Source organism: Haemophilus influenzae (assembly GCF_019703545.1).
Lineage (GTDB): Bacteria > Pseudomonadota > Gammaproteobacteria > Enterobacterales > Pasteurellaceae > Haemophilus > Haemophilus influenzae_E.
Genome location: NZ_AP018771.1, coordinates 533,893 through 558,554, shown reverse-complemented (window position 1 = coordinate 558,554; position 24,662 = coordinate 533,893). Strand labels below are relative to the sequence as shown.

Below are 24,662 nucleotides of genomic sequence, written 5' to 3'. Positions count from 1 at the left end.
TAGAGATGAAAATTTCATCTTTACACAAGGTTAATTTATACTTTTCCAAATTGAAAACTTGTTAATAACACAATGCTACAACTTCCTCCACTTTCCTTGTATATACATATTCCTTGGTGCGTTCAAAAATGTCCTTATTGTGATTTTAATTCACACGCACAAAAAGGCGATATACCAGAACAAGACTATATTTATCATCTTCTGCAAGATTTGCAGGCTGATTTACAACGCTTTAAAAATTCCATTCAACAACGAAAACTCCATTCGATTTTTATTGGTGGCGGTACGCCAAGTTTGTTTTCGTCAGAAAGTATTGCCCACCTCTTAAAAGAAATAAAAAAACAGATTGATTTTGAAGATAACATTGAAATTACATTAGAAGCTAATCCTGGCACGGTAGAAGCTGAACGTTTTAAAGGTTATGTATCTGCAGGCATTACGCGAATTTCTATGGGAATACAAAGTTTTAATGATGACAAATTACAGCGTCTTGGGCGAATTCATAATGCAACAGAGGCAAAAAGTGCGGTCAATTTAGCGAAAGTTTCTGGACTAAAAAGTTTCAATTTAGATTTAATGCACGGCTTACCGAACCAAACGTTGGAAGAAGCTTTAGATGATCTTCGTCAAGCGATTGAGCTATCCCCTCCCCATATTTCTTGGTATCAGCTCACTATTGAGCCAAATACGATGTTTGCTTACCGCCCACCTAAATTGCCAGATGATGATGCGCTTTGGGATATTTTTGAGCAAGGTCACCAACTTTTAACGGCGGCAGGCTACCAGCAATATGAAACCTCAGCTTACGCAAAAACAGGTTTTCAGTGTAAACATAATTTGAATTATTGGCGGTTTGGGGATTATTTAGCCATTGGCTGTGGCGCACACGGGAAATTGACGTTTCCGAATGGCGAGATTACTCGCTTTTCTAAAACCAAACACCCGAAAGGTTATTTGCGTGGCGAATATCTTTACGAAGAAAAAAACGTGCAAGAAATTGACCGCCCTTTTGAGTTTTTTATGAATCGCTTTCGTTTGTTAGAAGCGGTACCCAAACAAGAATTTGAAGATTACACAGGCTTGTCGCAAAGTGCGGTAAAAAATCAAATTGATTTTGCCATTCAACAAAACTATATTGTGGGAAACGCTGATTCTTGGCAAATCACTGAGCAAGGCAAATTATTTCTCAATGAACTATTGGAATTATTTTTAACGGAAGAATAGCCTAGTCCTGAAATAACTTAGTCGTGAAATAACATTGCTTGAGAAAAACGTCCGCTAAAAAATTATACTTGTTTATTAGATAGGCTCGTAATAAAGTAACGCAATCGTTTACTTATTAAGATAAGGAAAAGAAATGGATCAATTAGAAATGAAAAAACTCGCCGCACAAGCTGCATTAGAATATGTAAAAGCTGACACAATTGTTGGCGTGGGCAGTGGCTCCACAGTGAACTGCTTTATTGAGGCTTTGGGTACAATCAAAAATAAAATTCAAGGCGCAGTTGCGGCTTCAAAAGCATCAGAAGAATTATTACGTAAACAAGGGATCGAAGTATTTAATGCAAATGATGTCTCTAGCTTAGATATTTATGTGGATGGTGCAGATGAAATCAATCCACAAAAAATGATGATTAAAGGCGGCGGTGCGGCACTCACTCGTGAAAAAATTGTCGCTGCATTAGCGAAAAAATTTATTTGTATTGTAGATTCTAGTAAACAAGTGGATGTGTTAGGTTCGACTTTCCCATTGCCAGTTGAAGTTATTCCAATGGCTCGTTCACAAGTGGGCAGAAAATTAGTCGCACTTGGTGGCGCACCTGAGTATCGTGAAGGCGTGGTTACAGATAATGGCAATGTGATTTTAGATGTACACAACTTCAGTATTTTAAATCCAGTTGAAATGGAAAAAGAATTAAACAATGTTGCAGGTGTCGTCACTAATGGGATATTCGCATTGCGTGGCGCAGATGTTGTAATCGTCGGCACGCCTGAAGGTGCCAAAATTATTGACTAATTCATAATAAAAATCATAAGGAAGCAAATATGACAAACAAAGTTTCACTCGACAAATCAAAAATTAAATTTGTATTGTTTGAAGGTGTGCATCAAAGCGCACTTGATACGCTCCACGCGGCAGGCTATAGCAATATTGATTACTATAAAAAAGCACTGGATGGCGATGAATTAAAAGAAGCCATTAAAGATGCACACTTTATTGGCTTGCGTTCTCGCACCCATTTAACCGCAGAAATGATTGAAGCTGCACCCAAATTAATCGCAGTTGGATGTTTCTGCATTGGTACAAATCAAGTGGATTTAAATGCGGCAAAAGCGCGTGGAATTCCTGTATTTAATGCCCCATTCTCAAACACTCGTTCCGTCGCAGAACTTGTATTAGGCGAGATTTTATTACTTATGCGTAATGTGCCACAGGCTAATGCCGAAGTACATCGTGGTGTTTGGAATAAATCCGCGACTGGCTCTTATGAAGTGCGGGGTAAAAAATTAGGCATTATTGGTTACGGCCACATTGGTTCACAATTAAGTATTATTGCCGAATCATTAGGCATGGATGTGTATTTCTATGATATTGAAAATAAACTTCCGCTCGGTAATGCAAAACAGGTTCGTAGCCTTGAAGAATTACTCAGTTCTTGCGATGTGGTTTCATTACATGTGCCAGAACTGCCATCTACCAAAAACTTAATGAACGCAACGCGTATCGCACAATTAAAACAAGGGGCAATTTTGATCAATGCTGCGCGTGGCACTGTGGTAGATATTGATGCTCTCGCTCAAGCCTTAAAAGACGGGAAACTTCAGGGTGCCGCAATTGATGTATTCCCCGTTGAACCTGCTTCAATTAATGAAGAATTTGTCTCGCCATTACGCGAATTTGATAATGTGATTTTAACGCCACATATTGGCGGCTCAACAGCGGAAGCACAAGAAAATATCGGTTTTGAAGTGGCAGGCAAATTTGTTAAATATTCAGATAATGGCTCAACCCTTTCTTCGGTAAACTTCCCAGAAGTCTCTTTACCAGAGCACGAGGGAACAAAACGCTTATTGCATATTCACGAAAATCGCCCTGGTATATTGAACAAACTGAACCAAATTTTCGTCGAAGCCAACCTCAATATTGCCGCACAATATTTACAAACTGACCCAAAAATTGGTTATGTTGTCGTTGATGTAGAAACGAATGATGCATCGCCATTACTGACAAAATTGAAGGAAATTGATGGCACAATTCGTGCGCGTGTACTTTACTAAATACAAAAAAAGATCAGGTTAATGCCTGATCTTTTTTGCTTTCTTATTCAGTAATCGAATAAGGTAACTGCACTCGCTCTAACAGTATTTCATTACTCGGCAATCTAAATTGTTGCTCTGAATCCATGTCATTATTCATCACAACTTGCAACCATAAAATACCGTCTAAATTGACCGCACTTGTAATCGTGCCAGTCTTACGCCAATTGGCTTCAATCTGCATTTCGATTTCACTGCCAATTTCCACTTCCTGCTGAGTTTGCGCTTTAAAAATAAACATTGCACGTTTGTTTGCCCCACGATATTTCGCACGTGCCACGGTTTCTTGCCCAATATAACAGCCTTTGGTAAAAGAAATTGCTTGCTCAATAGCCTGTAAATTTAGGGCTTGTGGGATAAATTCATTTTGCGTTTGAGGACTTAAATTTGGCAATCCTGCTTGAATATCAGCTATTTCCCAAATTTTTTCATCGCCATTAAAATTCACGGGCAATTCAGTTTCATTTAATAAAATTGAACGCTGTCCATCAATTTCTAATGAAAAGTGCGGTGTAATTTTTCCACATTTTTCACCTATTACGCCAATGATTTGCCAATCACGTAAATCAAAACTGACTTTTGAAAATACCGCATATTTTTTCAAGGCATCTAGCCCGCTTGACAAAATATCTTTCTTAACGAGCAAAAAGAATTGTTCACTACTTACTTTAAACAAACGGTAAATTGCATTCATTTTACCTTTTGGGTCACAGTGAGCTGTAAGTGTCGTTACGCCACTTGCTAATCGCACAACATCAGAAGTTAATTGCCCTTGCAAATATTTTTCTGCATCCGCACCCTGTACTTCAATCAGCTGATATTGAGTAAGAGAAATAAATTGAGACATTCTGCTTTCCTATTCTAAATTCTGAATTTGCTCACGCATTTGTTCAATAAGCACTTTTAGCTCCACCGCAGAAGCCGTGATATCCGCATTAATGGATTTAGACGCAAGGGTATTGGATTCACGATTCAACTCTTGCATCATAAAATCTAATTTACGTCCAACTGCACCGCCTTTTTTCAAAATATTCGTGGTTTCTTTCACGTGCATTTGTAAACGATCTAGCTCTTCCGCCACATCAACGCGTTGAGCCAGTAAAATCATTTCTTGTTCCACACGTTGCGGATCAAGATTAAGTTGAGCATCTTCAAAACGTTGCAATAAACGTTCACGCTGCCATTGTAAAACTGCTGGCATTTGTGACCGCACTTTATCCGTTTCCACTGCAATGGAATCTAAACGTTGTTGAATAATGTCGTCCAGTTTTTCCCCCTCACGACCACGCATTGCAATAAAATCTGTCAGTAAATCATCAAAGGCTGTCAATAAATCTTGACTAATCGCATCTAAATCTTGCTCTTGCGCTTCCACCACACCAGGATAACGCAGCACGTCTGTCAAATTAATTTCACCTTCTCCAGCCTGAGCTTTAATCCATTGCAAAGACTGAATCACTTGATTCGCAAGCTCTTTATTTAAATTCAACTCAGCATTTGCTTGTTTTTTTGTTTCAATGCGTAGAGAACATTCAATTTTACCGCGAGTAAGACTTTGACGAAGTTTCTCACGCAACGTGTTTTCTAATCCGCGAAATTGCTCGGGCAAACGGAAAAAGTTTTCTAAATAACGTTGATTAACGGAACGAATTTCCCATACCGCATCACCCCAATCTTTTTTCACTTCAAGGCGTGCAAAGGCGGTCATACTGTAAATCATAAGTTCTCCTATTTTCTCTTAGCTTTGTCTTAGTTGATTCGCTAAGTATTGTAACGAGATGAACACAGAAAGGGAAAAGAAAAGTGCGGTAAATAATAAAGATATTTTGTATTCTGTTGTTTACACGGTGTAAATTATACAATACAATTATCGTAAATTTTTTATTACACTATAAGGAAACAAAAATGAACAAAACTGTAGGCAGCACACTTCTTGTTGCTGGCACGATGATTGGCGCGGGAATGTTGGCTATGCCTCTCACTTCCGCTGGCATTGGCTTCGGCTTTACTTTAATCTTGTTATTGGGGCTTTGGGCATTATTAACTTTTAGCGCACTTTTATTCGTTGAGCTCTATCAAACTGCGGAAAGTAATGCAGGTATCGGCACACTTGCAGAACAATATTTTGGTAAAGCAGGACGCATTATTGCCACAGCCGTGCTAATTATTTTCTTATATGCATTAATTGCCGCTTATATCAGCGGTGGCGGTTCACTACTAAAAGATTTATTACCAGAAAGTTTTGGCGATAAAGTTAGCGTCTTATTATTTACCGTGATTTTCGGTTCATTTATCGTCATCGGCACACATAGCGTAGATAAAATTAATCGCGTGTTATTTTTCGTTATGCTTGCTGCCTTTGCCGTGGTGTTAAGCTTAATGTTGCCAGAAATCAAATTTGATAACTTAATGGCGACGCCAATTGATAAGGCTTTAATTATCTCTGCAAGCCCTGTATTTTTCACGGCGTTTGGTTTCCACGGTTCCATTCCAAGTTTAAATAAATACTTAGATGGCAATGTAAAAGCATTGCGCTTCTCTATTTTGGTCGGCTCTGCCATAACACTTTGTGCTTATATTCTATGGCAACTATCCACGCACGGCTTGCTTACACAAAATGAATTTTTACAAATCTTAAAAGAAGATGCGACTTTAAATGGCTTAGTAAAAGCAACCTTCACCATCACTGGAAGCAATGTGATCGCAAGTGCGGTAAAATTATTTTCTACATTAGCACTTATCACTTCTTTCTTAGGTGTGGGATTAGGATTATTAGAATGTATTGAAGATTTACTAAAACGTTCATTTAACGTTACAGCAGGTAGAATTTCACTTGGTTTACTGACTTTTATTCCACCACTTGTTTTTGCATTATTTTACCCAGAAGGTTTTATTTTAGCACTAGGCTACGCAGGTCAAATGTTTGCATTCTACGCCGTAGTATTGCCAGTTAGCCTTGTTTGGAAAGCTCGTCGTGCCCACGCTAATTTGCCATACAAAGTGTGGGGAGGAAATCTGACTTTAATTATCGTATTGGTATTAGGCGTGATCATTACATCCATTCCATTTGCGATTCGTGCGGGTTATTTACCCTTTGTTGTAGGTTAAAAACAAACTAAAAATTTACCGCACTTTTTATCTAAAAAAGAGTAAATATTATCCTAATTAATTTAGATAAAAATTTCAGACAAAACTTATCATTAATCTCATACAACAAAAAGGCTAAGTTCTAAAATTATAGAACTTAGCCCTTAAACTAAATGAAGTTCACTTCATCTATATTATACTTTCAATTATCGTCTTGTTTTCAATAGTTTTTCAGTGAGTTCATAAGCTCGAAGTTTTGCTAACTCTTTAGAAAGTTTTGCAACAAGTAAGTCGTGATCTACATCAGATCCGTGAGATACTATATTTTCTTCTGCTTTACGTTTTGCTTCGTGAATACGATCTGCATCTAATTCACTACCTCGAATAGCAATATCTGCTAATACTGTCACAATATTTGGTTGAACTTCTAAAAAACCACCAGAAACATAGATAACTTCTTCATTCCCATCTTTAAGAGTAAATTTAACAATCCCAGGCTTAATTGCTGTTAGCAATGGCGTATGTCCGGGCAAAATACCAAGCTCCCCTTCCACACCAGTTACCTGAATTTGTTTTACTTCACCTTCAAAGATTTTCTGCTCTGCGCTTACTATTGTTAAATTAAATGTCGCCATTTTGTTCTCCTTCAAATGACTTGAAGTGATTACATATTTTTGGCTTTTTCTAACACTTCATCGATTGAACCAACCATATAGAACGCTTGTTCAGGAATATGGTCATATTCGCCATCTAAGATACCTTTGAAGCCACGGATGGTGTCTTTTAATGTCACGTATTTACCTGGTGAACCTGTGAAGACTTCTGCAACAAAGAATGGTTGTGATAAGAAACGTTCAATTTTACGTGCACGTGCTACCACTAATTTATCTTCTTCAGATAATTCGTCCATACCAAGAATTGCAATAATATCCTTCAATTCTTTATAACGTTGTAAAATACCTTGTACACCACGAGCAACATCATAATGTTCTTGACCAACAACAAGCGGGTCTAACTGACGTGAAGTTGAATCTAATGGATCAACTGCAGGGTAAATACCTAAAGATGCGATTTGACGACTTAATACAACAGTTGAGTCTAAATGTGCGAAAGTTGTTGCTGGAGATGGGTCAGTTAAGTCATCCGCTGGTACGTACACCGCTTGCACAGAAGTGATAGAACCTGTTTTGGTTGAAGTGATACGTTCTTGTAACACACCCATTTCTTCTGCCAATGTCGGTTGATAACCTACCGCGGATGGCATACGACCTAATAACGCAGATACTTCCGTACCAGCAAGGGTATAACGATAAATATTATCCACAAAGAATAATACATCTCGACCTTCATCACGGAATTTTTCAGCCATAGTTAAACCAGTCAATGCAACACGTAAACGGTTACCTGGTGGCTCGTTCATTTGACCATAAACCAAAGATACTTTATCTAATACGTTAGAATCTTTCATTTCATGATAGAAGTCATTACCTTCACGAGTACGTTCTCCTACACCCGCAAATACAGAGTAACCTGAATGCTCAATCGCAATATTACGAATCAACTCCATCATATTTACGGTTTTACCTACACCTGCACCGCCGAATAAACCAACTTTACCACCTTTTGCGAATGGACAAATTAAGTCGATCACTTTGATACCAGTTTCTAATAATTCCGTACTGTTTGATTGTTCTTCATAGCTCGGTGCCGAACGGTGGATAGCCCAACGCTCTTCTTCACCAATTGCTCCTTGTTCGTCAATTGGTTCGCCCAACACATTCATAATACGACCAAGTGTTTTTGTGCCTACTGGTACTTGAATTGGGTTATTTGTGTTTTCTACTTTTAAGCCACGTTTTAAACCATCAGATGTACCCAATGCAATACAACGAACTACTCCGCCACCTAATTGTTGTTGCACCTCAAGTGTTAAACCTGATTCAACTTTTAATGCATCGTAAACTTTTGGCACTGCATCTTGTGGAAATTCAACGTCAATCACCGCACCGATGATTTGTACAATTTTTCCTGCTGACATTACCGTTCCTCTTTTCTTAAATCGCTGCCGCACCGGCTACGATTTCATTCAATTCATTTGTGATACTTGCTTGACGAGCTTTGTTATACACCAACCGCAGATCATTAATTAAATTACCTGCATTATCCGTTGCTGCTTTCATTGCTACCATTCGAGCCGCTTGTTCTGAAGCTAAATTATCTACAACCGCTTGGTAAATTTGGGACTCTAAATAACGAACTAAAAGGCTATCTAATAGTACTTTTGGTTCTGGCTCATAAAGATAATCCCAAGTCTGTTGTCTTTCATTTAAATGATCGTCTTTAGATTCTGGTAAAGGAACTAACTGTTGCACAACAGGTTTTTGCGACATCGTATTAACAAATTTATTGTATGCAATATAAACTGCATCAATTTCACCATTACGATAAGCATCAAACATTGTATTTGCCACACCAATTAACTCTTCTAGAACGGGCGTATCGCCTAAACCAGAAAGCTGACCTTTGATATTAAATCCAAAGGAACGGAAAAAACTAATCCCTTTTGAACCTATTAAGCCCAAATCTGTAGAAATATTTTGTTCTTTCCAATTTTTTATTTGGTTAAGTGTGGTTTTGAATAAATTAACATTTAACCCACCACACATCCCACGATCTGTTGAAATAACCAAGATACCGATTTTCTTCACTTCGCGCTCAACTAAGAACGGATGTTTATAACCGATACTTGCCTTAGACACATGACTAATAACATTACGGATAGTTTCAGAATACGGACGAGATGCAGCCATACGATCCTGCGTTTTACGCATTTTCGAGGTTGCCACCATTTCCATTGCCTTAGTGATTTTTTGTGTACTTTGTACACTGGCAATTTTGGTTTTTATCTCTTTTGCACCTGCCATCTTATCTCTCCGTTACTACCAAGCACTATTCGCTTTAAAACCATCTAAAATACTTTTTAACGTATCTTTGATTTCATCATTATAGTTACCGGTTTTATTAAGCTCTTGCATAAATTCAGCGTGATTACGGTTAGAATAATCTAAAAGTGCGGTCTCAAAACTTGCAATTTTTGATAATTCCACGTCATCCAAATAACCAAATTCAACAGCAAACAATACAACCGCTTGTTCTGCAACAGATAATGGTGCGAATTGTTTTTGTTTTAATAATTCAGTTACTTTTTCACCGTGAGAAAGTTGCTTACGAGTCGCATCATCTAGATCTGATGCAAACTGTGCAAACGCTGCTAATTCACGATATTGAGCTAGCGCGGTACGAATACCACCCGCTAATTTCTTAATAACTTTAGTTTGCGCTGAACCACCAACACGAGATACCGAAATACCTGGGTTTACCGCAGGACGAATACCTGAGTTAAACAAGTTAGATTCTAAGAAAATCTGACCATCGGTAATAGAAATTACGTTAGTTGGAACAAACGCAGATACGTCACCAGCTTGGGTTTCAATAATAGGAAGTGCGGTTAAAGAACCTGTTTTTCCTTTCACTTCACCTTTAGTGAATTTTTCTACATAATCTTCATTTACACGAGAAGCACGTTCTAGTAAACGAGAATGTAAATAGAACACATCACCTGGATAGGCTTCACGACCTGGTGGACGACGTAATAATAATGAAATTTGACGATAAGCTACGGCTTGTTTTGATAAATCATCATAAACAATTAACGCATCTTCGCCGCGATCACGGAAATATTCCCCCATCGCACAACCAGCATAAGGGGCTAAATATTGTAACGCTGCTGATTCAGATGCAGATGCAGCTACCACGATAGTATTTGCAAGCGCACCATGTTCTTCTAATTTACGCACGACGTTTGCAATAGTAGAGGCTTTTTGACCAATCGCAACATAGATACATTTAATACCTGAATTACGCTGATTAATAATAGCGTCAATTGCTAACGCAGTTTTACCCGTTTGACGGTCACCGATGATTAACTCACGCTGACCACGACCAATCGGTACCATAGAATCGACAGCTTTATAACCAGTTTGAACAGGTTGATCAACAGAACGACGATCGATAACACCTGGCGCAATCACTTCTACTGGTGAGAAACCATCATTTTCAATTTCGCCTTTACCATCGATTGGCTGACCAAGCGTATTAACTACACGACCTAATAAACCACGACCAACTGGTACTTCAAGAATACGACCTGTACATTGAACTTCCATACCTTCCGCTAAATCTGCGTAAGGTCCCATAACTACAGCACCAACAGAATCGCGTTCAAGGTTAAGTGCCATCGCATAACGATTACCTGGTAAGGCGATCATTTCACCTTGCATCACATCGCTTAAACCGTGGATGCGAATAATACCATCGCTTACAGAAACAATTGTCCCTGTATTACGCGCTTCACTGACCACGTCGAATTGAGCGATGCGTTTTTTAATCAATTCACTAATTTCAGTTGAATTTAGTTGCATCTTGTATTCCTCTTATAATTGCAACTCGTTTGCGAGACGAGTAAGTTGCCCACGGCTACTTCCGTCAATCACAAAGTCTTCAGTACGAACAATCACACCAGCAATAAGTGCGTTATCCACGTTGCAATTTAATTTCACTTTGCGAGCTAATCTTTTTTCCATTGCAGCTGCAATTTTTTCGATTTGTGTTGCATTCAATGGTTGCGCAGATGTTACTTCAACTTCTGCAATAGCTTGGTGTTCCTCTACGTGATGTTTAAATTCTTCAAACACCGCAGGAATAGCACTCAAACGCTTATTTTCAGCCATTAACCGAATAAGATTTTGCCCATATTGATCCAATTGTTCGCCACAAATAGAAATTACTGTATCAGCTAATTTCTGTGCAGAAAGAGAACTACTTAAGTAAGCTTTTACCGTTTCATCTTCAGCTACGGCAGCAGCAAAACCTAACATTTCAGTCCATTTTTCGACCGCACTTTGTTCAATGGCAAAGTCGAATGCAGCTTTTGCATAAGGGCGAGCTATTGTAGTTAATTCTGACATAAGCTAAGCCTCTTATAACTCTGCAACTAATTTATCAATAATGTCATTGTTTGCCGCTTCATCAATAGAACGACCCACAATTTTCTCAGCACCAGCCACAGCCAATGAAGCCACCTTAAGACGTAATTCTTCTTGAACACGTTTACGTTCTGCTTCTACTTCAGCATAACCTTGTGCAATAATTTTTGCTTTTAGTTCTTCGGCTTCAGCCTTCACTTCGTCTAACACTTCATTGCGACGTTTATTCGCTGCATCTAAAATTTCTTGAGCTTGTACTTTTGCAGCTGAAAGTTCTTGTTCAACAAGATTTTTCGTATCTGCTTGCTCTTTTTTAGCTGCTTCAGCTGACGCTAAAGCGTTCGCAATTTGGCTTTGACGTGTTTCAATCGCATTAATAATTGGTGGCCAAACAAACTTCATGCAAAACCACACAAAAAGTGCGAATGCGATAAGTTGACCAATCAATGTTGCATTTAAATTCACAACGTCCTCCTTACTATGCTTGTTTTACGTTGATAAGCAAATAAGGTGATTAGTTTAATAAACCGATGAATGGGTTTGCGAAAATGAAAAGTAATGAAATACCAACAGCAATCATTGCAATCGCATCTAAAAGACCAGCTACGATAAACATTTTAGTTTGTAAGCTAGATGCTAATTCTGGTTGGCGAGCTGATGATTCTAAGAATTTACCACCTAGAATAGCAAAGCCAATTGCAGTACCTAATGCAGCAAATGCAAGAAGAATTGATGCACCGATGATTGTCGCTGTAATTACAGTTTCCATAATTTTCTCCAATAGAAGTTAAGTTTTAGCCCTAGAGCTGGTTAATAAAAAACGATTAATGATCTGCTTTGTTATAAGCAATACTTAAATAAACAACCGTTAACATCATAAAGATGAAAGCCTGCAAGGTAATAACCAAAATATGGAAAATAGCCCAAGCAAGATGTAACGGAATCCCTAATGCTGCAATGGCCATATTAGCGGAATACATTACAGCGATAAGAATAAAGATTAACTCCCCTGCATACATGTTACCGAATAAACGGAAAGCAAGTGAAATTGGTTTAGCCAATAAAGTCACCGTTTCAAGAATAAAGTTAACAGGAATAAACGCCCAATGATTGAATGGATGAAGCGTATATTCTTTAACTAAACCTTTGAATCCTTTAGATTTTATTGTGTAGAAAAGAATTAAAAAGAAAACACAAATGGACATGCCCAAAGTTGCGCTAATATCTGCTGTCGGCACTGCACGAAGATAATGAATACCGAACAAACCTGCAAATTGAGGTAAGAAATCAACAGGAATTAAGTCGATAGCATTCATGATGAATACCCAACAGAAAATTGTTAATGCAAGTGGCGCAACTACGTTACGTGGACCATGAAAATTTTCTTTCACGATTCCATTAACCCATTCCACAACAATTTCAACTAAGCATTGCATTTTTCCTGGAACGCCAGTTGTTGCTTTTTTCCCTACTCGAGAAAAAACAAATAGGAAAATAACCGCAGCAAGAATAGAAAAGAACAACGTATCTATATGAACATTCCAAAATCCATCCCCTGTATTGAGAAAGGATAAATGGTGGCTAATGTATTCCGATGTTGTTTGTCCAGACATAATCGATCCTTTGTTCTGAAGAAGAATAACCCAAAGTTAAATTTTATTGAGAATAAGTGGAATAATATTATTCAGCACTAATGCCAATAAAAAACCAACAAAAAACGCAATAAAATTGATAACGAATAACCATTTGATGGCAATAATGATAAAAACCATCGTTAAAATAAACTTTATTGCTTCAGCACGATAAAGTGCGGTCAGTTTTGTTGAAAAATTTTGTTTTCTGTAAAAAATGATAAATATAAATGTACAAAAAGGCAAAAAGGCACTTAAAAAACCGTAACTAAAATCTACCGCACTTTGGCGTTGCCATCCATAAATAAGCAAATAAAAAACTACAAGCAAAAGACTCTCAATAACAATAGCTTTTCTGTAGTTTTTTTTAGCGTGAGATAAAATGCGCGACATCACTTTTACAAAATAATTTTAGCCCGCCGATTATACCTTTGCTGGCTTTAGATTCAACTTAAAAACACATAAAAAGTGTTATATAAATCACACTTTTAGAAAATAATTTATCTATTTGTTACTTTTTAACGTAAAACGATTAAATGTCGTTCGCCTATAAGTTCAGGAACAGATAATTCAATCACTTTTTGAATAGTATATTTTTTATTCAATTCATTAATTTCATCTTCCTGATAAATCCCTTTTAATGCATAAAAATATCCATTTTCTTTTGGTAAATGATGGCACCAATCTGTCATATCTTTTAACGAAGCAAAAGCACGACTTAATACGCCATCAAATTTATCTTCAGGTTGATATTCTTCTACTCGACTTAAAACGGGGGTTACATTAGTTAGTCTAAGCTCACGTATAGCATTTCGAATAAAACTAATACGCTTACCTAAGCTATCAAGGAGGACAAATTGTTTGGAAGGATTAATAATTGCCAAAGGTAAACCAGGCAAACCAGGCCCTGTACCGACATCAATAAAACGATCACCTTGTAAATAAGGACTTACAACAAGACTATCTAAAATATGTTTAACTAACATTTCTTGTGGATCACGAACTGACGTCAAATTATAAGCTTTATTCCATTTATTGAGTAAATTGACCAGATTAATCAACTGCTGAATTTGTTGATCACTTATTTTTATATTTGCTTGCGCAAGTAAACTGACTAATTTGGCTTTCATATTTATTATCTCTTTGAAAAATTACGCTATTTTACTTAAAAGTGCGGTAAATTTCCTTAATGTTTTTAGTAATTTGATGAATTATTTACCGAATCAATGTCCAGTTTTACACCATAAATTGAATGCACCTCCGCATAATTCATTTCAAAGGCTTTAATTGCTTCTGTTCAAGAACCAAAGAATGAATGTTCGCTAAAAAATAAGTTTGTTCTGCTTCAGGAATGGAAAATGGCATTAACTTGAGTAAATCTTGATGAATAGCTAAAACTTGTGGAAAAATGACCGCACTTTGCATTTCTTCGAGCATTTCTGAATAAAGCGAAGAAACACAACCTCCTCGTTCTATTCGACCTAAGCTGCAAGCAATGTGTAGCAGCATAAAATCCACTTGAGGCGTATTCACATCAGCTTGCCAGTAATGAGCTAATCGATTTCGTAAACGAAATATCACATCAATAATAGATTGATTTATTTGCTTGCGAATTTTCCAACGTTCTAGTTGCTTAAATAACCGCATTTGTTTTTGTTAGTTCAAAATTTGTTCGCTAATTTACCGCACTTTACTGAAATAAAACAGTGCATAGATCACAGTTTTGTAGCAAAATGGTAAAAAAATTTGTAAGGATGTAAAAATGTTAGATTACGAGATCTTCAATCCATATGAAGGATTGATTTTTGATATGGATGGAACTTTAATTGATACCATGCCCGTGCATGCGCAGGCTTGGACAATGGTGGGAAAGAAATTTGGCTATGAATTTGATTTTCAAATTATGTATAACTTCGGCGGGGCGACGGTTCGAACTATCGCGGGGGAAATGATGAAAGCGGCGAATATGCCATTGGATAGAATTGAGGATGTGCTGGCTGCAAAACGTGAGTTGTCTTATCAACTTATTCCGACTCAATCAAAGTTATTGCCAACCTTTGAAATTGTTAAATCCTTCCATCAGAAAAAGCCGATTGCTTTAGGTTCTGGCTCACACCGTAAAATTATTGATATGTTGATGGATAAACTGGCTATCGCACCTTACTTTAATGCCATTGTCAGTGCAGATGATGTAAAAGAACATAAACCACATCCAGAAACTTTTTTACGCTGTGCGGAGTTAATTCAAGCAAATCCAAGTCGTTGTATCGTATTTGAAGATGCGGATTTAGGCGTGCAAGCAGGATTAAGTGCGGGAATGGATGTGTTTGATGTTCGCACACGAGAAATTATTTCGCCAAGATAATGGATATTTTTTCATTTTTTAGTGCTGATTTTTGGCAGGCTAATAGCTTATGCTTTATGTTTATCAGTGCGTTTTTGAGTGCCACAGTATTACCAGGTAATTCAGAAGTTATATTTGTTGCACTTGCTGTACCTAAATTAATGTTAGGTTCTTTATTTAACGCAGATATATTAGCTCTAATATTGATTGCAACCGCTGGAAATAGCTTAGGAAGTTTAACCACTTACGGAATTGGACGATGGATGCCAAAATTCGATCCCAAAAATTACCGCACTTTATGGGCAATAAATCAGCTACGGCGTTATGGGGCGATTGCTTTACTTTTGAGCTGGCTGCCTGTAGTTGGCGATTTATTTTGTGCCATAGCTGGTTGGTTAAGATTAAATTTTGTAACGAGTAGTCTCTTTATCTTTCTGGGAAAAATGGTTCGTTATGTTGCGTTATTGTTTTTGAGTACACCATTCTTATTATAAAATGAGCAAGAAAAAACCCCACAATAAATGTGGGGCAAATAACCTAAGGAACCAATTTTATTAAAACAACTGCAAGTTGCTTACACTATAAGACTAATGCTTTATAAGAAAGTTCAACATTTTTTAAAAATTTTCAAAATAAAAATTTTTGCATAAAAGAAACCCCACAATAAATGTGGGGCAATAACCTAAGGAACCAATTTTATTAAAACAACTGCAAGTTGCTTGTTCTATAAGACAATGAACCTTACTATAAAGTTCATTAAAATTTGTAAAAAATAAATATTTATTCAATTATTTCTTAACCAACTGATTTATAAGGAAAATTTATGCCATTACTTGATAGTTTTAAAGTGGATCACACAAAAATGAACGCACCTGCAGTACGCATTGCAAAAACGATGCGCACGCCAAAAGGCGATAATATTACTGTTTTTGATTTACGTTTTTGTATTCCAAACAAAGAAATTCTTTCCCCAAAAGGCATTCATACACTTGAACATTTGTTTGCTGGATTTATGCGCGATCACTTAAATGGCGATAGCATAGAAATTATTGATATTTCTCCGATGGGATGTCGCACGGGATTTTATATGTCTTTGATTGGCACACCAAATGAACAGGAAGTATCTGAGGCTTGGTTAGCTTCAATGCAAGATGTTTTAGGTGTACAAGATCAAGCTTCTATTCCCGAATTAAATATCTATCAATGCGGAAGCTATACGGAACATTCCTTAGAAGATGCACACGAAATTGCCAAAAATGTTATCGCACGCGGTATAGGTGTAAATAAAAATGAAGATTTGTCACTCGATAATTCCTTATTAAAATAGGAAGACGCTTGATTAACCTAAAAAAGTTAGTAGTAAAAAACGCACTTTATGATCTACACCCCAAAAATTGACTAAATAACCAACTAAGGTGTAGATTTTTTATGACCAAATACAACACTCTTTTCAAGCAACAAGTCATCGAATTTGATCTTCAAAATGGTAAAAATCGTTCACTTACCCGCAGGCATTTTCAACTTGCTAGCAGAGCATTACGACATTGGATTAACCAATTTAATCATAGTGGAATCAATGGGTTAGCCGTGCTGGATAAAACCGAAATGACTCATCTGAATTTAAACTTAACGTGATACAAGCGGTTAAAAATGGGCAATTTTCTGCAGAATCCGCATACTTACATTTTGTCATTACCAATTCAGACGTTGTTAGTCAATGGCTGCAAGCCTTTGAAAAACAAGGTATAAACGGCTTAATCCCCAAACCTAAAAATCGTCCAATCATGAAACCGAAATACCCTAAGATGCCACCTAAACCGAAAACATGAGGGGAAGAACTAGAATTGGAAAATTTACTACGTGCGGAGAACTCAACCAACAAAAAAGACTTGAAGACGCAAAACCCAATTTTACATTCCGACCAAGGTTGGCAGTATCAAATGGTCGGTTATCAGGCAATTTTACGAGAGAATAGCATTCAACAGAATATGTCAAGGAAAGGAAATTATTTAGATAACAATGCGATGGAAAACCTCTTTGGACGATTAAAAACTGAATGTTATTACGACAAACGATTTGAGACGTTCAAACAACTGTAAAAAAAAATTCATGAGCACATTCATTATTACAACCATGATCACATTCAGGGGAAACTAAAAGGGCTGAGCCCTGTGAATGACAGAACTCAGTCCTTGAACTAAATCAATCTAACTTTTTGGGGGAAGATAAATCCCAACTTGCGGTCAATTAATAGCTTGAATTGATTAACACTTCTTCGCCATAGCCGCCTAAAGTTGGCATTGGTTGATAAGTAGAGTTTGCGGCACGCATTAAACGAATACCACGAACACCCGCTTCTTTAGCTGCTAGCACATCATCATCGCTATCGCCATAGTGAATACTAACTTTATGTGAAATGATTGCAGGCGTTTTGTTATATTTTGTTGTACGTTCACGGCTGCCCATAAATTCAACTGGGTGCATATTCTTAATATTGAACGTTTTTTCTAAAATTAGTGTTACACCATCCACTTTGCCAGCGGTACGGCCAGTGAAAAAGTAAACTTGGTCGCCACGTGCTTGGTGCATATTAATTAAATCTATGGCAATTTGTTTTGGAATAGAATATTTATCGCAACCTGCATTTACTTCATTCCAGAAATCTTGGTTTTTCAAATAATCGTGTTTACCTGGTGAGAATTTTTGTTGTCCGTGGTAAAAGCAAGGGCTACTGAAAAGCACGGTATCATCAATATCAAAGCTTACATTAATTGGTGCTTTACCTTCTAAACTTTGTTTGATTTGATCAACACTAATCCAATGAATTGCTTGCTCTTGTAACATTTCACGAGCATTAGTGCCAGATTGAGTATAAGGTTCTGTTTTGCCTGCCATCGCTGGAACTGCAGCTGCAGTTAAAAGTGCGATTACAGATAATTTCATGACGTTTTTCATTGCCTTTCCTCACAAACGTTGATTTAAAAACCGCTCACATCATACATTTTTTTAGCTTATATTCAATAATTAGCAATCGTTTGCTGTTTCAAAGTATGATTCACTTCACATTTTTTATTTATGAGTGAAGAATAAATCTACAATATAAATTTCCCTCTTGAATTTAATCAATTTGTCGCCATATAACGAACAACTTTTCACTTTATAAAAAGGACAGAACAATGACAACGATTGTAAGCGTACGTCGCAATGGGCAAGTCGTCGTAGGCGGTGATGGACAAGTTTCTTTAGGCAATACCGTAATGAAAGGTAATGCTCGTAAAGTACGCCGTTTATATAATGGTAAGGTACTTGCTGGTTTTGCGGGTGGAACGGCAGATGCATTTACACTTTTTGAATTATTTGAACGTAAACTTGAAATGCATCAAGGGCATTTGCTAAAAAGTGCGGTGGAATTAGCGAAAGATTGGCGTACAGATCGCGCACTTCGTAAGTTAGAAGCGATGTTAATTGTGGCGGATGAAAAAGAAAGTTTAATCATCACGGGTATTGGCGATGTGGTTCAGCCCGAAGAAGATCAAATTTTAGCAATCGGATCGGGTGGTAACTATGCGTTGTCTGCAGCACGTGCATTGGTGGAAAATACCGAACTTTCTGCACGTGAAATTGTTGAAAAATCTTTGAAAATTGCGGGTGATATTTGCGTGTTCACAAATACCAATTTCACTATTGAAGAATTACCGAATTAAGGAAAAAGCTATGTCTGAAATGACTCCTCGTGAAATAGTTTCTGAATTAGATCAACATATTATTGGTCAAGCCGATGCAAAGCGTGCAGTGGCGATTGCGCTGCGTAATCGCTGGCGTCGTATGCAGCTTCAAGAACCTCTGCGTCACGAAGTAACCCCAAAAAATATCCTGATGATTGGCCCAACTGGTGTGGGTAAAACTGAAATTGCGCGCCGTTTGGCAAAATTAGCTAATGCACCATTTATCAAAGTAGAAGCAACGAAATTTACCGAAGTGGGTTACGTGGGGAAAGAGGTGGATTCCATTATTCGTGATTTAACGGATAGTGCGATGAAGCTTGTTCGCCAGCAGGAAATTGCGAAGAACAGAGCAAGAGCTGAAGACGCGGCCGAAGAGCGTATTTTGGATGCTTTACTTCCTCCAGCAAAAAATCAGTGGGGCGAAGTTGAAAGCCATGATAATCACAGCAGTACTCGCCAAGCGTTCCGCAAAAAATTACGTGAAGGTCAATTAGATGATAAAGAAATTGAAATTGATGTGTCTGCTGGCGTGTCTATGGGGGTTGAAATTATGGCTCCTCCAGGCATGGAAGAAATGACAAATCAACTGCAATCATTGTTCCAAAATTTGGGTTCAGACAAAACGAAAAAACGCAAAATGAAAATTAAAGATGGGTTGAAAGCGTTGATTGATGATGAAGCCGCGAAATTAATTAACCCTGAAGAACTTAAACAAAAAGCGATTGATGCGGTAGAACAAAATGGTATTGTCTTTATCGATGAAATCGACAAAATTTGTAAGAAAGGTGAATATAGCGGTGCAGATGTATCGCGCGAAGGTGTGCAACGTGATTTACTTCCGCTAGTAGAAGGCTCGACTGTTAGTACCAAACACGGAATGGTTAAAACTGATCATATCTTATTTATTGCATCGGGTGCATTCCAAGTTGCTCGTCCTTCAGATTTAATCCCTGAACTACAAGGGCGCTTGCCGATTCGTGTTGAACTTACCGCATTAAGTGCGGCGGATTTTGAGCGCATTTTAACAGAACCTCACGCCTCTTTAACCGAACAATATAAAGCGTTGATGGCAACAGAAGGGGTGAATATTGAATTTACAACAGAGGCGGTTAAGAAAATTGCTGAGGCTGCATTCCGAGTGAATGAAAAAACGGAAAATATCGGTGCACGCCGTTTGCATACGGTAATGGAGCGTTTAATGGATAAAATTTCTTTCAGTGCAAGCGATATGAATGGTCAAACGGTCAATATTGATGCGGCTTATGTTGCGGATGCACTTGGCGAAGTGGTTGAAAATGAAGATTTGAGTCGTTTTATTCTTTAAAGATAAAAATTTTACATATAAAAGTGCGGTAAATTTTTACCGCACTTTTTTGTTTTCTAAATTGAGAAACTAATTAGTTTTTAATTTACTCCAATATTTTTCATAAATATCGACCGCTTCTCCTACATCGCCTTGCATAATTCCTTTTTCCACTTCTTCCGCTGGTGGAAATAATTTTGGATCATTAGCAACTTCCGCGCTTAGCAATGTTTTCGCCCCATTATTTGGCATAGAAAAGCCCATGCGTTCGATAACAATTTTTGCATTTTCAGGGCGAAGTAAAAAGTCGATGAACTTATGTGCCCCTTCCACGTTTTGAGCGGAATTCGGAATAGCATAATTATCCATCCAGAAAATAGCCCCTTCTTTTGGATAAACAAATTGAAGAGATTGATTTTCTTTCTGCGCTAAATAAGCAGAACCATTCCAAATCATACCAATTGCAACTTCGCCTTGTACGTAAGGGACTTCAGGAGAATCAGAGTTAAAAGTCGCTACATTTGGTAACAGTTTTTCTAAACGCTCATAAGCTGTTTTGATGTCTTCTTCATTGGTGGTATTTGGCGATTTACCATCCAGCAATAATGCTACGTGAAACACTTCACGCGCATCACTGGTCATGAGAACTTTGCCTTTAAATTCAGGTTTCCATAAATCCGCCCAGCTAGTGATGGTTTTAGGATCAATCTCATCCGCATTAACTTCAATACCTGTTAAGCCGTAAACGTAAGGTAATGAATATTTATTTTCTAGGTCGAATTCTTTATTTAATAAATGTTTAGGGATTTGATGAATATTGGTCAATTTACTTTGATCAATCGGTTGAAGCATCTTTTCCTTAATCATTTTACTTACGTAGTAACTTGATGGAAACACCAAATCATAGCTAGAACCAGTATTCTGAGTAAGTTTAAGTTTCGCATACATTTCTTCGTTGCTTTCAAAGGTAGAATAAATTACCTCGATGCCAGTTTCTTTAGAGAACTGTGCGACTAAATCAGAAGGCACATAGTCTGTCCAGTTATAGACGTAAAGTTTGTTATTAGCAAAAGCGGAAGCCGCGAAAAGTGCGGTGGTGGAAAGGAAAAGATTTTTGAGTGAGTGAGCAAAGAATTTTTTCAATTTATTGACCTCCGAGGGTTATCGTTCATCATAAAACGCGCAAATTTTGCGCGCGTGCAGTATAGCATTTTTTTCTAAAAGGTTTGACATATTTCCCTTTCGGGGTAAGATTTTGCCAGTTTTTTCCTAAGGGATTTTTTATGCTTAATTTTGCCTATCAAGAACACGTTCGCTCTTATTATTTCGACTCTCGTAACCAAGATTTTCAATTCCCACCGCTCACTCAAATTGAACATGCTGATGTATGTGTGATCGGAGCTGGATTTTTTGGTTTATCTGCAGCATTAGAACTGGCGGAGAAAGGAAAAAAAGTCATTGTCTTAGAGGGCGCAAGAGTAGGATTTGGTGCTTCTGGTCGCAGTGGTGGGCAGGCAATTAATGGCTTTGAAGAAGGCATTGATGAATACGTTAAACAAGTTGGCGAAGATAAAGCACATAAACTTTGGAATATGTCATTAGAGACCATTGATATTATTGATGAACGTATTGAAAAATATGGCATTCAGTGCGACTGGAAAAAAGGCTATGCCACATTAGCATTAAATGAACGCCGAATGGATGACTTAATTGAAATGGAAAAAGAAATTCATAAAAATTTTGGCTATCAGAATATGCAACTTTGGGATAAGGCGAAATTAAAACAGCACTTAGGCAGTGATATTTATGTGGGGGGGCTATTTGATAGTAATTCAGGGCATTTGCATCCACTTAATTATTGTTTAGGTTTAGCGAAAGCTTGTGTCGATCTGGGTGTTCAAATTTTTGAACAATCTCCTGTAATGGATATGGTTGAGAAAAATGGTTGCGTTGAGGTTAAAACAGCTAAAAGTGCGGTTATTTCTCAAGACGTTATTTTAGCCACCAATGCTTATATTGATGCGCTCCCGAAATCTATTCATCACGGAATTAATCGTAAAATATTACCTGTGGAAAGTTTTATTATCGCCACAGAGCCGTTAAGCCAAGCGGTTGCTGATTCTGTCATTAATAATGGCATGTCAGTGTGCGATAACAATTTATTATTAGACTATTATCGTTTAAGTGCTGACAATCGCTTGCTTTTTGGTAGTGATTCTAGCTCAGAAAAAGATATGGTCGCGGTTATGCGGAAAAATATGTTGTGTGTATTCCCGCAACTTGAAAATGTAAAAATCGATTATGGCTGGGCTGGCCCGATTGATATGACCTTAAACTCAACGCCACATTTTGGTCGTATTTCTCCGCATATTTATTTTGCTCATGGTTATTCTGGTCACGGTGTTGCTTTGACTGGTCTTGCAGGGCGAATTGTAGCTGAGGCGATTTTGGGTGACGATGAACGTTTATCTATTTTTGAAGGACTGAAAGTCCCTTCTGTTTATGGTGGTCGAATTATCAAAGATCTTGCGACAAAGATTGGTGTGCAGTATTACAAGTTTTTAGATAAATACCGTTAAAATACAACAATGTTTTTCTAAAGCATTGCCATCAAAATTGACTAAAATAATTAATTTTTGTATGGACATAAATTCTAAATCAGTTAAAAACTTTACCGCACTTTAAAGCAAGAATTAAAATAATATTTTTCGCTACAATTTGTGTTTTCCATTAAGAGAGAAATATGTCAGAAAATTTGTTACTTTTCAGCTTGTTAGCTGTTGTTATTATATTGATTTTATTACTTATTCTACGCCAGCAAAAATATACACATCTTCATCAAGAATTATCGAAAACGACTCAAGATTATAATCAGCTTGCCAGTAAATTTGATGAACTTAGTAGCATTAAAAACCAGTTTGAACAACAAACAATTAAAGTACAGACTGAAAATCAAGGACTGCAATATCGTTTAACTGAACGTGATGAACAAATACATCATCTCACACAAGAACGACAAAATTTGACTGAAAAATTGACCGCACTTTCTCAAGAATTAACGGGGTTACAAACAACCTTAACAGAGAAAGAAAAATATTTTTCCGCGCAACAACAGAACTTTGAACAATCTAAGCTGCAGTTGAGTGTGGAATTTCAAAACCTAGCAAATCGTATTTTGGATGAAAAAAGTCGATCATTTAGTCAATCAAATCAAACGGCATTGGAAACCTTGCTCAAGCCTTTCCGTGAGCAAATTGAAGGTTTCCAAAAACGCGTCAATGAAATTCACTCCGAATCCGTGAAAGGCAATGCAGGCTTGGAAGCGGAAATTAAAAAAGTGCTGGAAATTGGTCTGAATATGTCGCAAGAGGCGAGTAATTTAACTTCTGCGCTGAAAGGCGAAAAGAAAACGTTAGGCAACTGGGGCGAAGTGCAATTAGAACGAGCGTTGCAACTGGCAGGACTTGAAGAAAATGTACATTACCGCGCTCAAGCACATTTTAAAGATGAACAAGGTGGACGAAATTATCCTGATTTTGTGTTGAATTTACCTGATGAAAAACACTTAATTATCGACAGCAAAATGTCGCTCGTGGCTTACGAAAATGCGGTGAATTCTGAGGATGATTTTGAACGTGAGCGTTTACTAAAAGAACATATTTCCGCATTAAAAACCCATATTAACGATCTGCATAAAAAAGATTACAGCAATCTGATTGGCATGTGCAGCCCGAATTTTGTTCTTATGTTTATTGCGGTGGAACCTGCGTATATTGAGGCTTTAAAAGCTGATCCTGCCTTATTTAATTACGGTTATGAACGCAATGTAATTATGGTCTCTCACACTACGCTAATGCCGATTTTACGCACCGTGGCAAACCTCTGGCGTATCGAACGTGGTAATGCTGAAGCCAAAGAAATTGCTGAAAAAGCGGGCGAAATCTATAACCAAATTTGTTTGGTGGCAGAGCGTTTAAACAAACTCGGCAATACGCTTTCCACTGTCAGCAACCAATACAACAGCACCGTCACCGCACTTGTTGGCCAACAAGGTTTAGTTGGCAAAGTAGAACGATTTAAAACCCTTTCCGCAAAAGCCAATAAAACAATGCCCGATGTGGACTTATTGAATAATCAGCTGGATTTGGCTAGATTGAATGTCTTAAATCAAGAAAATCTTCAATAATTTATTCTCCGATTGAATGTAAA

General features: G+C 37.5%; 26 protein-coding genes and 1 pseudogene. 12 read left to right on the top strand and 15 right to left on the bottom strand.

From position 1 onward, the window contains the following. Positions 1 to 72 precede the first annotated feature (72 nt). The 3 genes from hemW to serA all read left to right on the top strand — a co-directional run bounded on the left by hemW (position 73) and on the right by serA (position 3,279). On the top strand, positions 73 to 1,224 hold the full coding sequence (hemW, locus tag K6J66_RS02765; protein ID WP_038439388.1) for a radical SAM family heme chaperone HemW: 1,152 nt from the start codon (positions 73 to 75) through the stop codon (positions 1,222 to 1,224). A 133-nt stretch (positions 1,225 to 1,357) separates the two neighbouring features. Continuing rightward, positions 1,358 to 2,017 carry a ribose-5-phosphate isomerase RpiA gene (gene rpiA / locus K6J66_RS02760; protein WP_038439389.1) on the top strand — a complete coding sequence of 220 codons (660 nt, stop codon included), beginning with the start codon at positions 1,358 to 1,360 and terminating at the stop codon, positions 2,015 to 2,017. 29 nt (positions 2,018 to 2,046) lie between these two features. Then, on the top strand, positions 2,047 to 3,279 hold the full coding sequence (gene serA, locus K6J66_RS02755) for a phosphoglycerate dehydrogenase (RefSeq protein WP_011272073.1): 1,233 nt from the start codon (positions 2,047 to 2,049) through the stop codon (positions 3,277 to 3,279). A 43-nt stretch (positions 3,280 to 3,322) separates the two neighbouring features. Here the strand turns inward: serA and ygfZ are convergent, their stop codons facing one another. Both ygfZ and K6J66_RS02745 read right to left on the bottom strand, forming a co-directional pair. Further along, on the bottom strand, positions 3,323 to 4,165 hold the full coding sequence (gene ygfZ / locus K6J66_RS02750; protein WP_038439392.1) for a CAF17-like 4Fe-4S cluster assembly/insertion protein YgfZ: 843 nt from the start codon (positions 4,163 to 4,165) through the stop codon (positions 3,323 to 3,325). A gap of 9 nt (positions 4,166 to 4,174) precedes the next feature. After that, positions 4,175 to 5,038: a YicC/YloC family endoribonuclease gene (locus K6J66_RS02745; RefSeq protein ID WP_038439393.1), complete on the bottom strand. Its 864-nt coding sequence runs from the start codon at positions 5,036 to 5,038 to the stop codon at positions 4,175 to 4,177. Between the two features lie 185 nt (positions 5,039 to 5,223). On the opposite strand from K6J66_RS02745, the gene K6J66_RS02740 reads away from it, so the two are divergent. Beyond that, positions 5,224 to 6,426, top strand: coding sequence for an aromatic amino acid transporter (locus K6J66_RS02740; protein WP_038439394.1), 1,203 nt, complete (start codon positions 5,224 to 5,226; stop codon positions 6,424 to 6,426). 185 nt (positions 6,427 to 6,611) lie between these two features. On the opposite strand, the gene K6J66_RS02735 is transcribed toward K6J66_RS02740, so the two are convergent. The 11 genes from K6J66_RS02735 to K6J66_RS02685 all read right to left on the bottom strand — a co-directional run bounded on the left by K6J66_RS02735 (position 6,612) and on the right by K6J66_RS02685 (position 14,728). Beyond that, complete coding sequence (locus tag K6J66_RS02735) at positions 6,612 to 7,040, bottom strand: F0F1 ATP synthase subunit epsilon (RefSeq protein WP_015701694.1); 429 nt, start codon at positions 7,038 to 7,040, stop codon at positions 6,612 to 6,614. 29 nt (positions 7,041 to 7,069) lie between these two features. Next, on the bottom strand, positions 7,070 to 8,443 hold the full coding sequence (gene atpD, locus K6J66_RS02730) for a F0F1 ATP synthase subunit beta (protein ID WP_005649402.1): 1,374 nt from the start codon (positions 8,441 to 8,443) through the stop codon (positions 7,070 to 7,072). Between the two features lie 16 nt (positions 8,444 to 8,459). Continuing rightward, positions 8,460 to 9,329: a F0F1 ATP synthase subunit gamma gene (gene atpG / locus K6J66_RS02725; protein WP_038439396.1), complete on the bottom strand. Its 870-nt coding sequence runs from the start codon at positions 9,327 to 9,329 to the stop codon at positions 8,460 to 8,462. Between the two features lie 15 nt (positions 9,330 to 9,344). Continuing rightward, positions 9,345 to 10,886 carry a F0F1 ATP synthase subunit alpha gene (gene atpA, locus K6J66_RS02720; RefSeq protein WP_005652042.1) on the bottom strand — a complete coding sequence of 514 codons (1,542 nt, stop codon included), beginning with the start codon at positions 10,884 to 10,886 and terminating at the stop codon, positions 9,345 to 9,347. A gap of 12 nt (positions 10,887 to 10,898) precedes the next feature. Beyond that, complete coding sequence (atpH, locus tag K6J66_RS02715; RefSeq protein ID WP_005642563.1) at positions 10,899 to 11,432, bottom strand: F0F1 ATP synthase subunit delta; 534 nt, start codon at positions 11,430 to 11,432, stop codon at positions 10,899 to 10,901. A 12-nt stretch (positions 11,433 to 11,444) separates the two neighbouring features. Continuing rightward, entirely contained in the window at positions 11,445 to 11,915 is a 471-nt protein-coding gene (gene atpF / locus K6J66_RS02710; protein ID WP_005652038.1) for a F0F1 ATP synthase subunit B, read from the bottom strand. Between the two features lie 49 nt (positions 11,916 to 11,964). Then, positions 11,965 to 12,219 carry a F0F1 ATP synthase subunit C gene (gene atpE, locus K6J66_RS02705; RefSeq protein WP_005652035.1) on the bottom strand — a complete coding sequence of 85 codons (255 nt, stop codon included), beginning with the start codon at positions 12,217 to 12,219 and terminating at the stop codon, positions 11,965 to 11,967. Positions 12,220 to 12,274: 55 nt separating this feature from the next. Further along, on the bottom strand, positions 12,275 to 13,063 hold the full coding sequence (gene atpB / locus K6J66_RS02700) for a F0F1 ATP synthase subunit A (RefSeq protein WP_038439398.1): 789 nt from the start codon (positions 13,061 to 13,063) through the stop codon (positions 12,275 to 12,277). Positions 13,064 to 13,099: 36 nt separating this feature from the next. Next, the gene (locus K6J66_RS02695) at positions 13,100 to 13,474 is read right to left on the bottom strand and encodes an ATP synthase subunit I (RefSeq protein WP_005659757.1); all 375 of its coding nucleotides are present in this window, start codon (positions 13,472 to 13,474) and stop codon (positions 13,100 to 13,102) included. A 125-nt stretch (positions 13,475 to 13,599) separates the two neighbouring features. Next, the gene (gene rsmG, locus K6J66_RS02690) at positions 13,600 to 14,211 is read right to left on the bottom strand and encodes a 16S rRNA (guanine(527)-N(7))-methyltransferase RsmG (RefSeq protein ID WP_005652031.1); all 612 of its coding nucleotides are present in this window, start codon (positions 14,209 to 14,211) and stop codon (positions 13,600 to 13,602) included. A 139-nt stretch (positions 14,212 to 14,350) separates the two neighbouring features. Next, positions 14,351 to 14,728 carry a PRD domain-containing protein gene (locus K6J66_RS02685; RefSeq protein WP_005691328.1) on the bottom strand — a complete coding sequence of 126 codons (378 nt, stop codon included), beginning with the start codon at positions 14,726 to 14,728 and terminating at the stop codon, positions 14,351 to 14,353. Between the two features lie 115 nt (positions 14,729 to 14,843). Here K6J66_RS02685 and K6J66_RS02680 point away from each other — a divergent pair, with 115 nt between their 5' ends. The 4 genes and pseudogenes from K6J66_RS02680 (at position 14,844) to K6J66_RS02665 (ending at position 17,626) form a co-directional block, all read left to right on the top strand. Beyond that, positions 14,844 to 15,446 carry a beta-phosphoglucomutase family hydrolase gene (locus tag K6J66_RS02680; protein WP_005652027.1) on the top strand — a complete coding sequence of 201 codons (603 nt, stop codon included), beginning with the start codon at positions 14,844 to 14,846 and terminating at the stop codon, positions 15,444 to 15,446. After that, positions 15,446 to 15,919 (top strand): YqaA family protein, encoded by a 474-nt coding sequence (locus tag K6J66_RS02675; protein ID WP_005656551.1) that lies wholly within the window; start codon positions 15,446 to 15,448, stop codon positions 15,917 to 15,919. The genes K6J66_RS02680 and K6J66_RS02675 overlap by 1 nt, the downstream gene beginning before the upstream one ends. A gap of 329 nt (positions 15,920 to 16,248) precedes the next feature. Next, positions 16,249 to 16,752: an S-ribosylhomocysteine lyase gene (gene luxS, locus K6J66_RS02670; protein WP_005662536.1), complete on the top strand. Its 504-nt coding sequence runs from the start codon at positions 16,249 to 16,251 to the stop codon at positions 16,750 to 16,752. A gap of 101 nt (positions 16,753 to 16,853) precedes the next feature. After that, a pseudogene (locus K6J66_RS02665) lies at positions 16,854 to 17,626 on the top strand (IS3 family transposase). Positions 17,627 to 17,672: 46 nt separating this feature from the next. On the opposite strand, the gene aphA reads toward K6J66_RS02665, so the two are convergent. After that, on the bottom strand, positions 17,673 to 18,380 hold the full coding sequence (gene aphA, locus K6J66_RS02660) for an acid phosphatase AphA (RefSeq protein ID WP_038439401.1): 708 nt from the start codon (positions 18,378 to 18,380) through the stop codon (positions 17,673 to 17,675). A 221-nt stretch (positions 18,381 to 18,601) separates the two neighbouring features. Here aphA and hslV point away from each other — a divergent pair, with 221 nt between their 5' ends. Together hslV and hslU are read left to right on the top strand one after the other, a co-directional pair. Then, positions 18,602 to 19,129 (top strand): ATP-dependent protease subunit HslV, encoded by a 528-nt coding sequence (hslV, locus tag K6J66_RS02655; RefSeq protein ID WP_005656555.1) that lies wholly within the window; start codon positions 18,602 to 18,604, stop codon positions 19,127 to 19,129. Positions 19,130 to 19,139: 10 nt separating this feature from the next. After that, the gene (gene hslU / locus K6J66_RS02650) at positions 19,140 to 20,474 is read left to right on the top strand and encodes an ATP-dependent protease ATPase subunit HslU (RefSeq protein WP_038439403.1); all 1,335 of its coding nucleotides are present in this window, start codon (positions 19,140 to 19,142) and stop codon (positions 20,472 to 20,474) included. 69 nt (positions 20,475 to 20,543) lie between these two features. Here the strand turns inward: hslU and K6J66_RS02645 are convergent, their stop codons facing one another. Beyond that, a complete protein-coding gene (locus K6J66_RS02645; protein WP_038439405.1) occupies positions 20,544 to 21,596 on the bottom strand; it encodes an extracellular solute-binding protein in 1,053 nt (350 codons plus the stop codon). Between the two features lie 140 nt (positions 21,597 to 21,736). On the opposite strand from K6J66_RS02645, the gene K6J66_RS02640 reads away from it, so the two are divergent. Both K6J66_RS02640 and K6J66_RS02635 read left to right on the top strand, forming a co-directional pair. Next, on the top strand, positions 21,737 to 23,032 hold the full coding sequence (locus tag K6J66_RS02640) for an NAD(P)/FAD-dependent oxidoreductase (RefSeq protein ID WP_038439407.1): 1,296 nt from the start codon (positions 21,737 to 21,739) through the stop codon (positions 23,030 to 23,032). Between the two features lie 164 nt (positions 23,033 to 23,196). Further along, a complete protein-coding gene (locus K6J66_RS02635) occupies positions 23,197 to 24,639 on the top strand; it encodes a DNA recombination protein RmuC (protein WP_038439409.1) in 1,443 nt (480 codons plus the stop codon). The last annotated feature ends 23 nt before the right edge of the window (positions 24,640 to 24,662 follow it).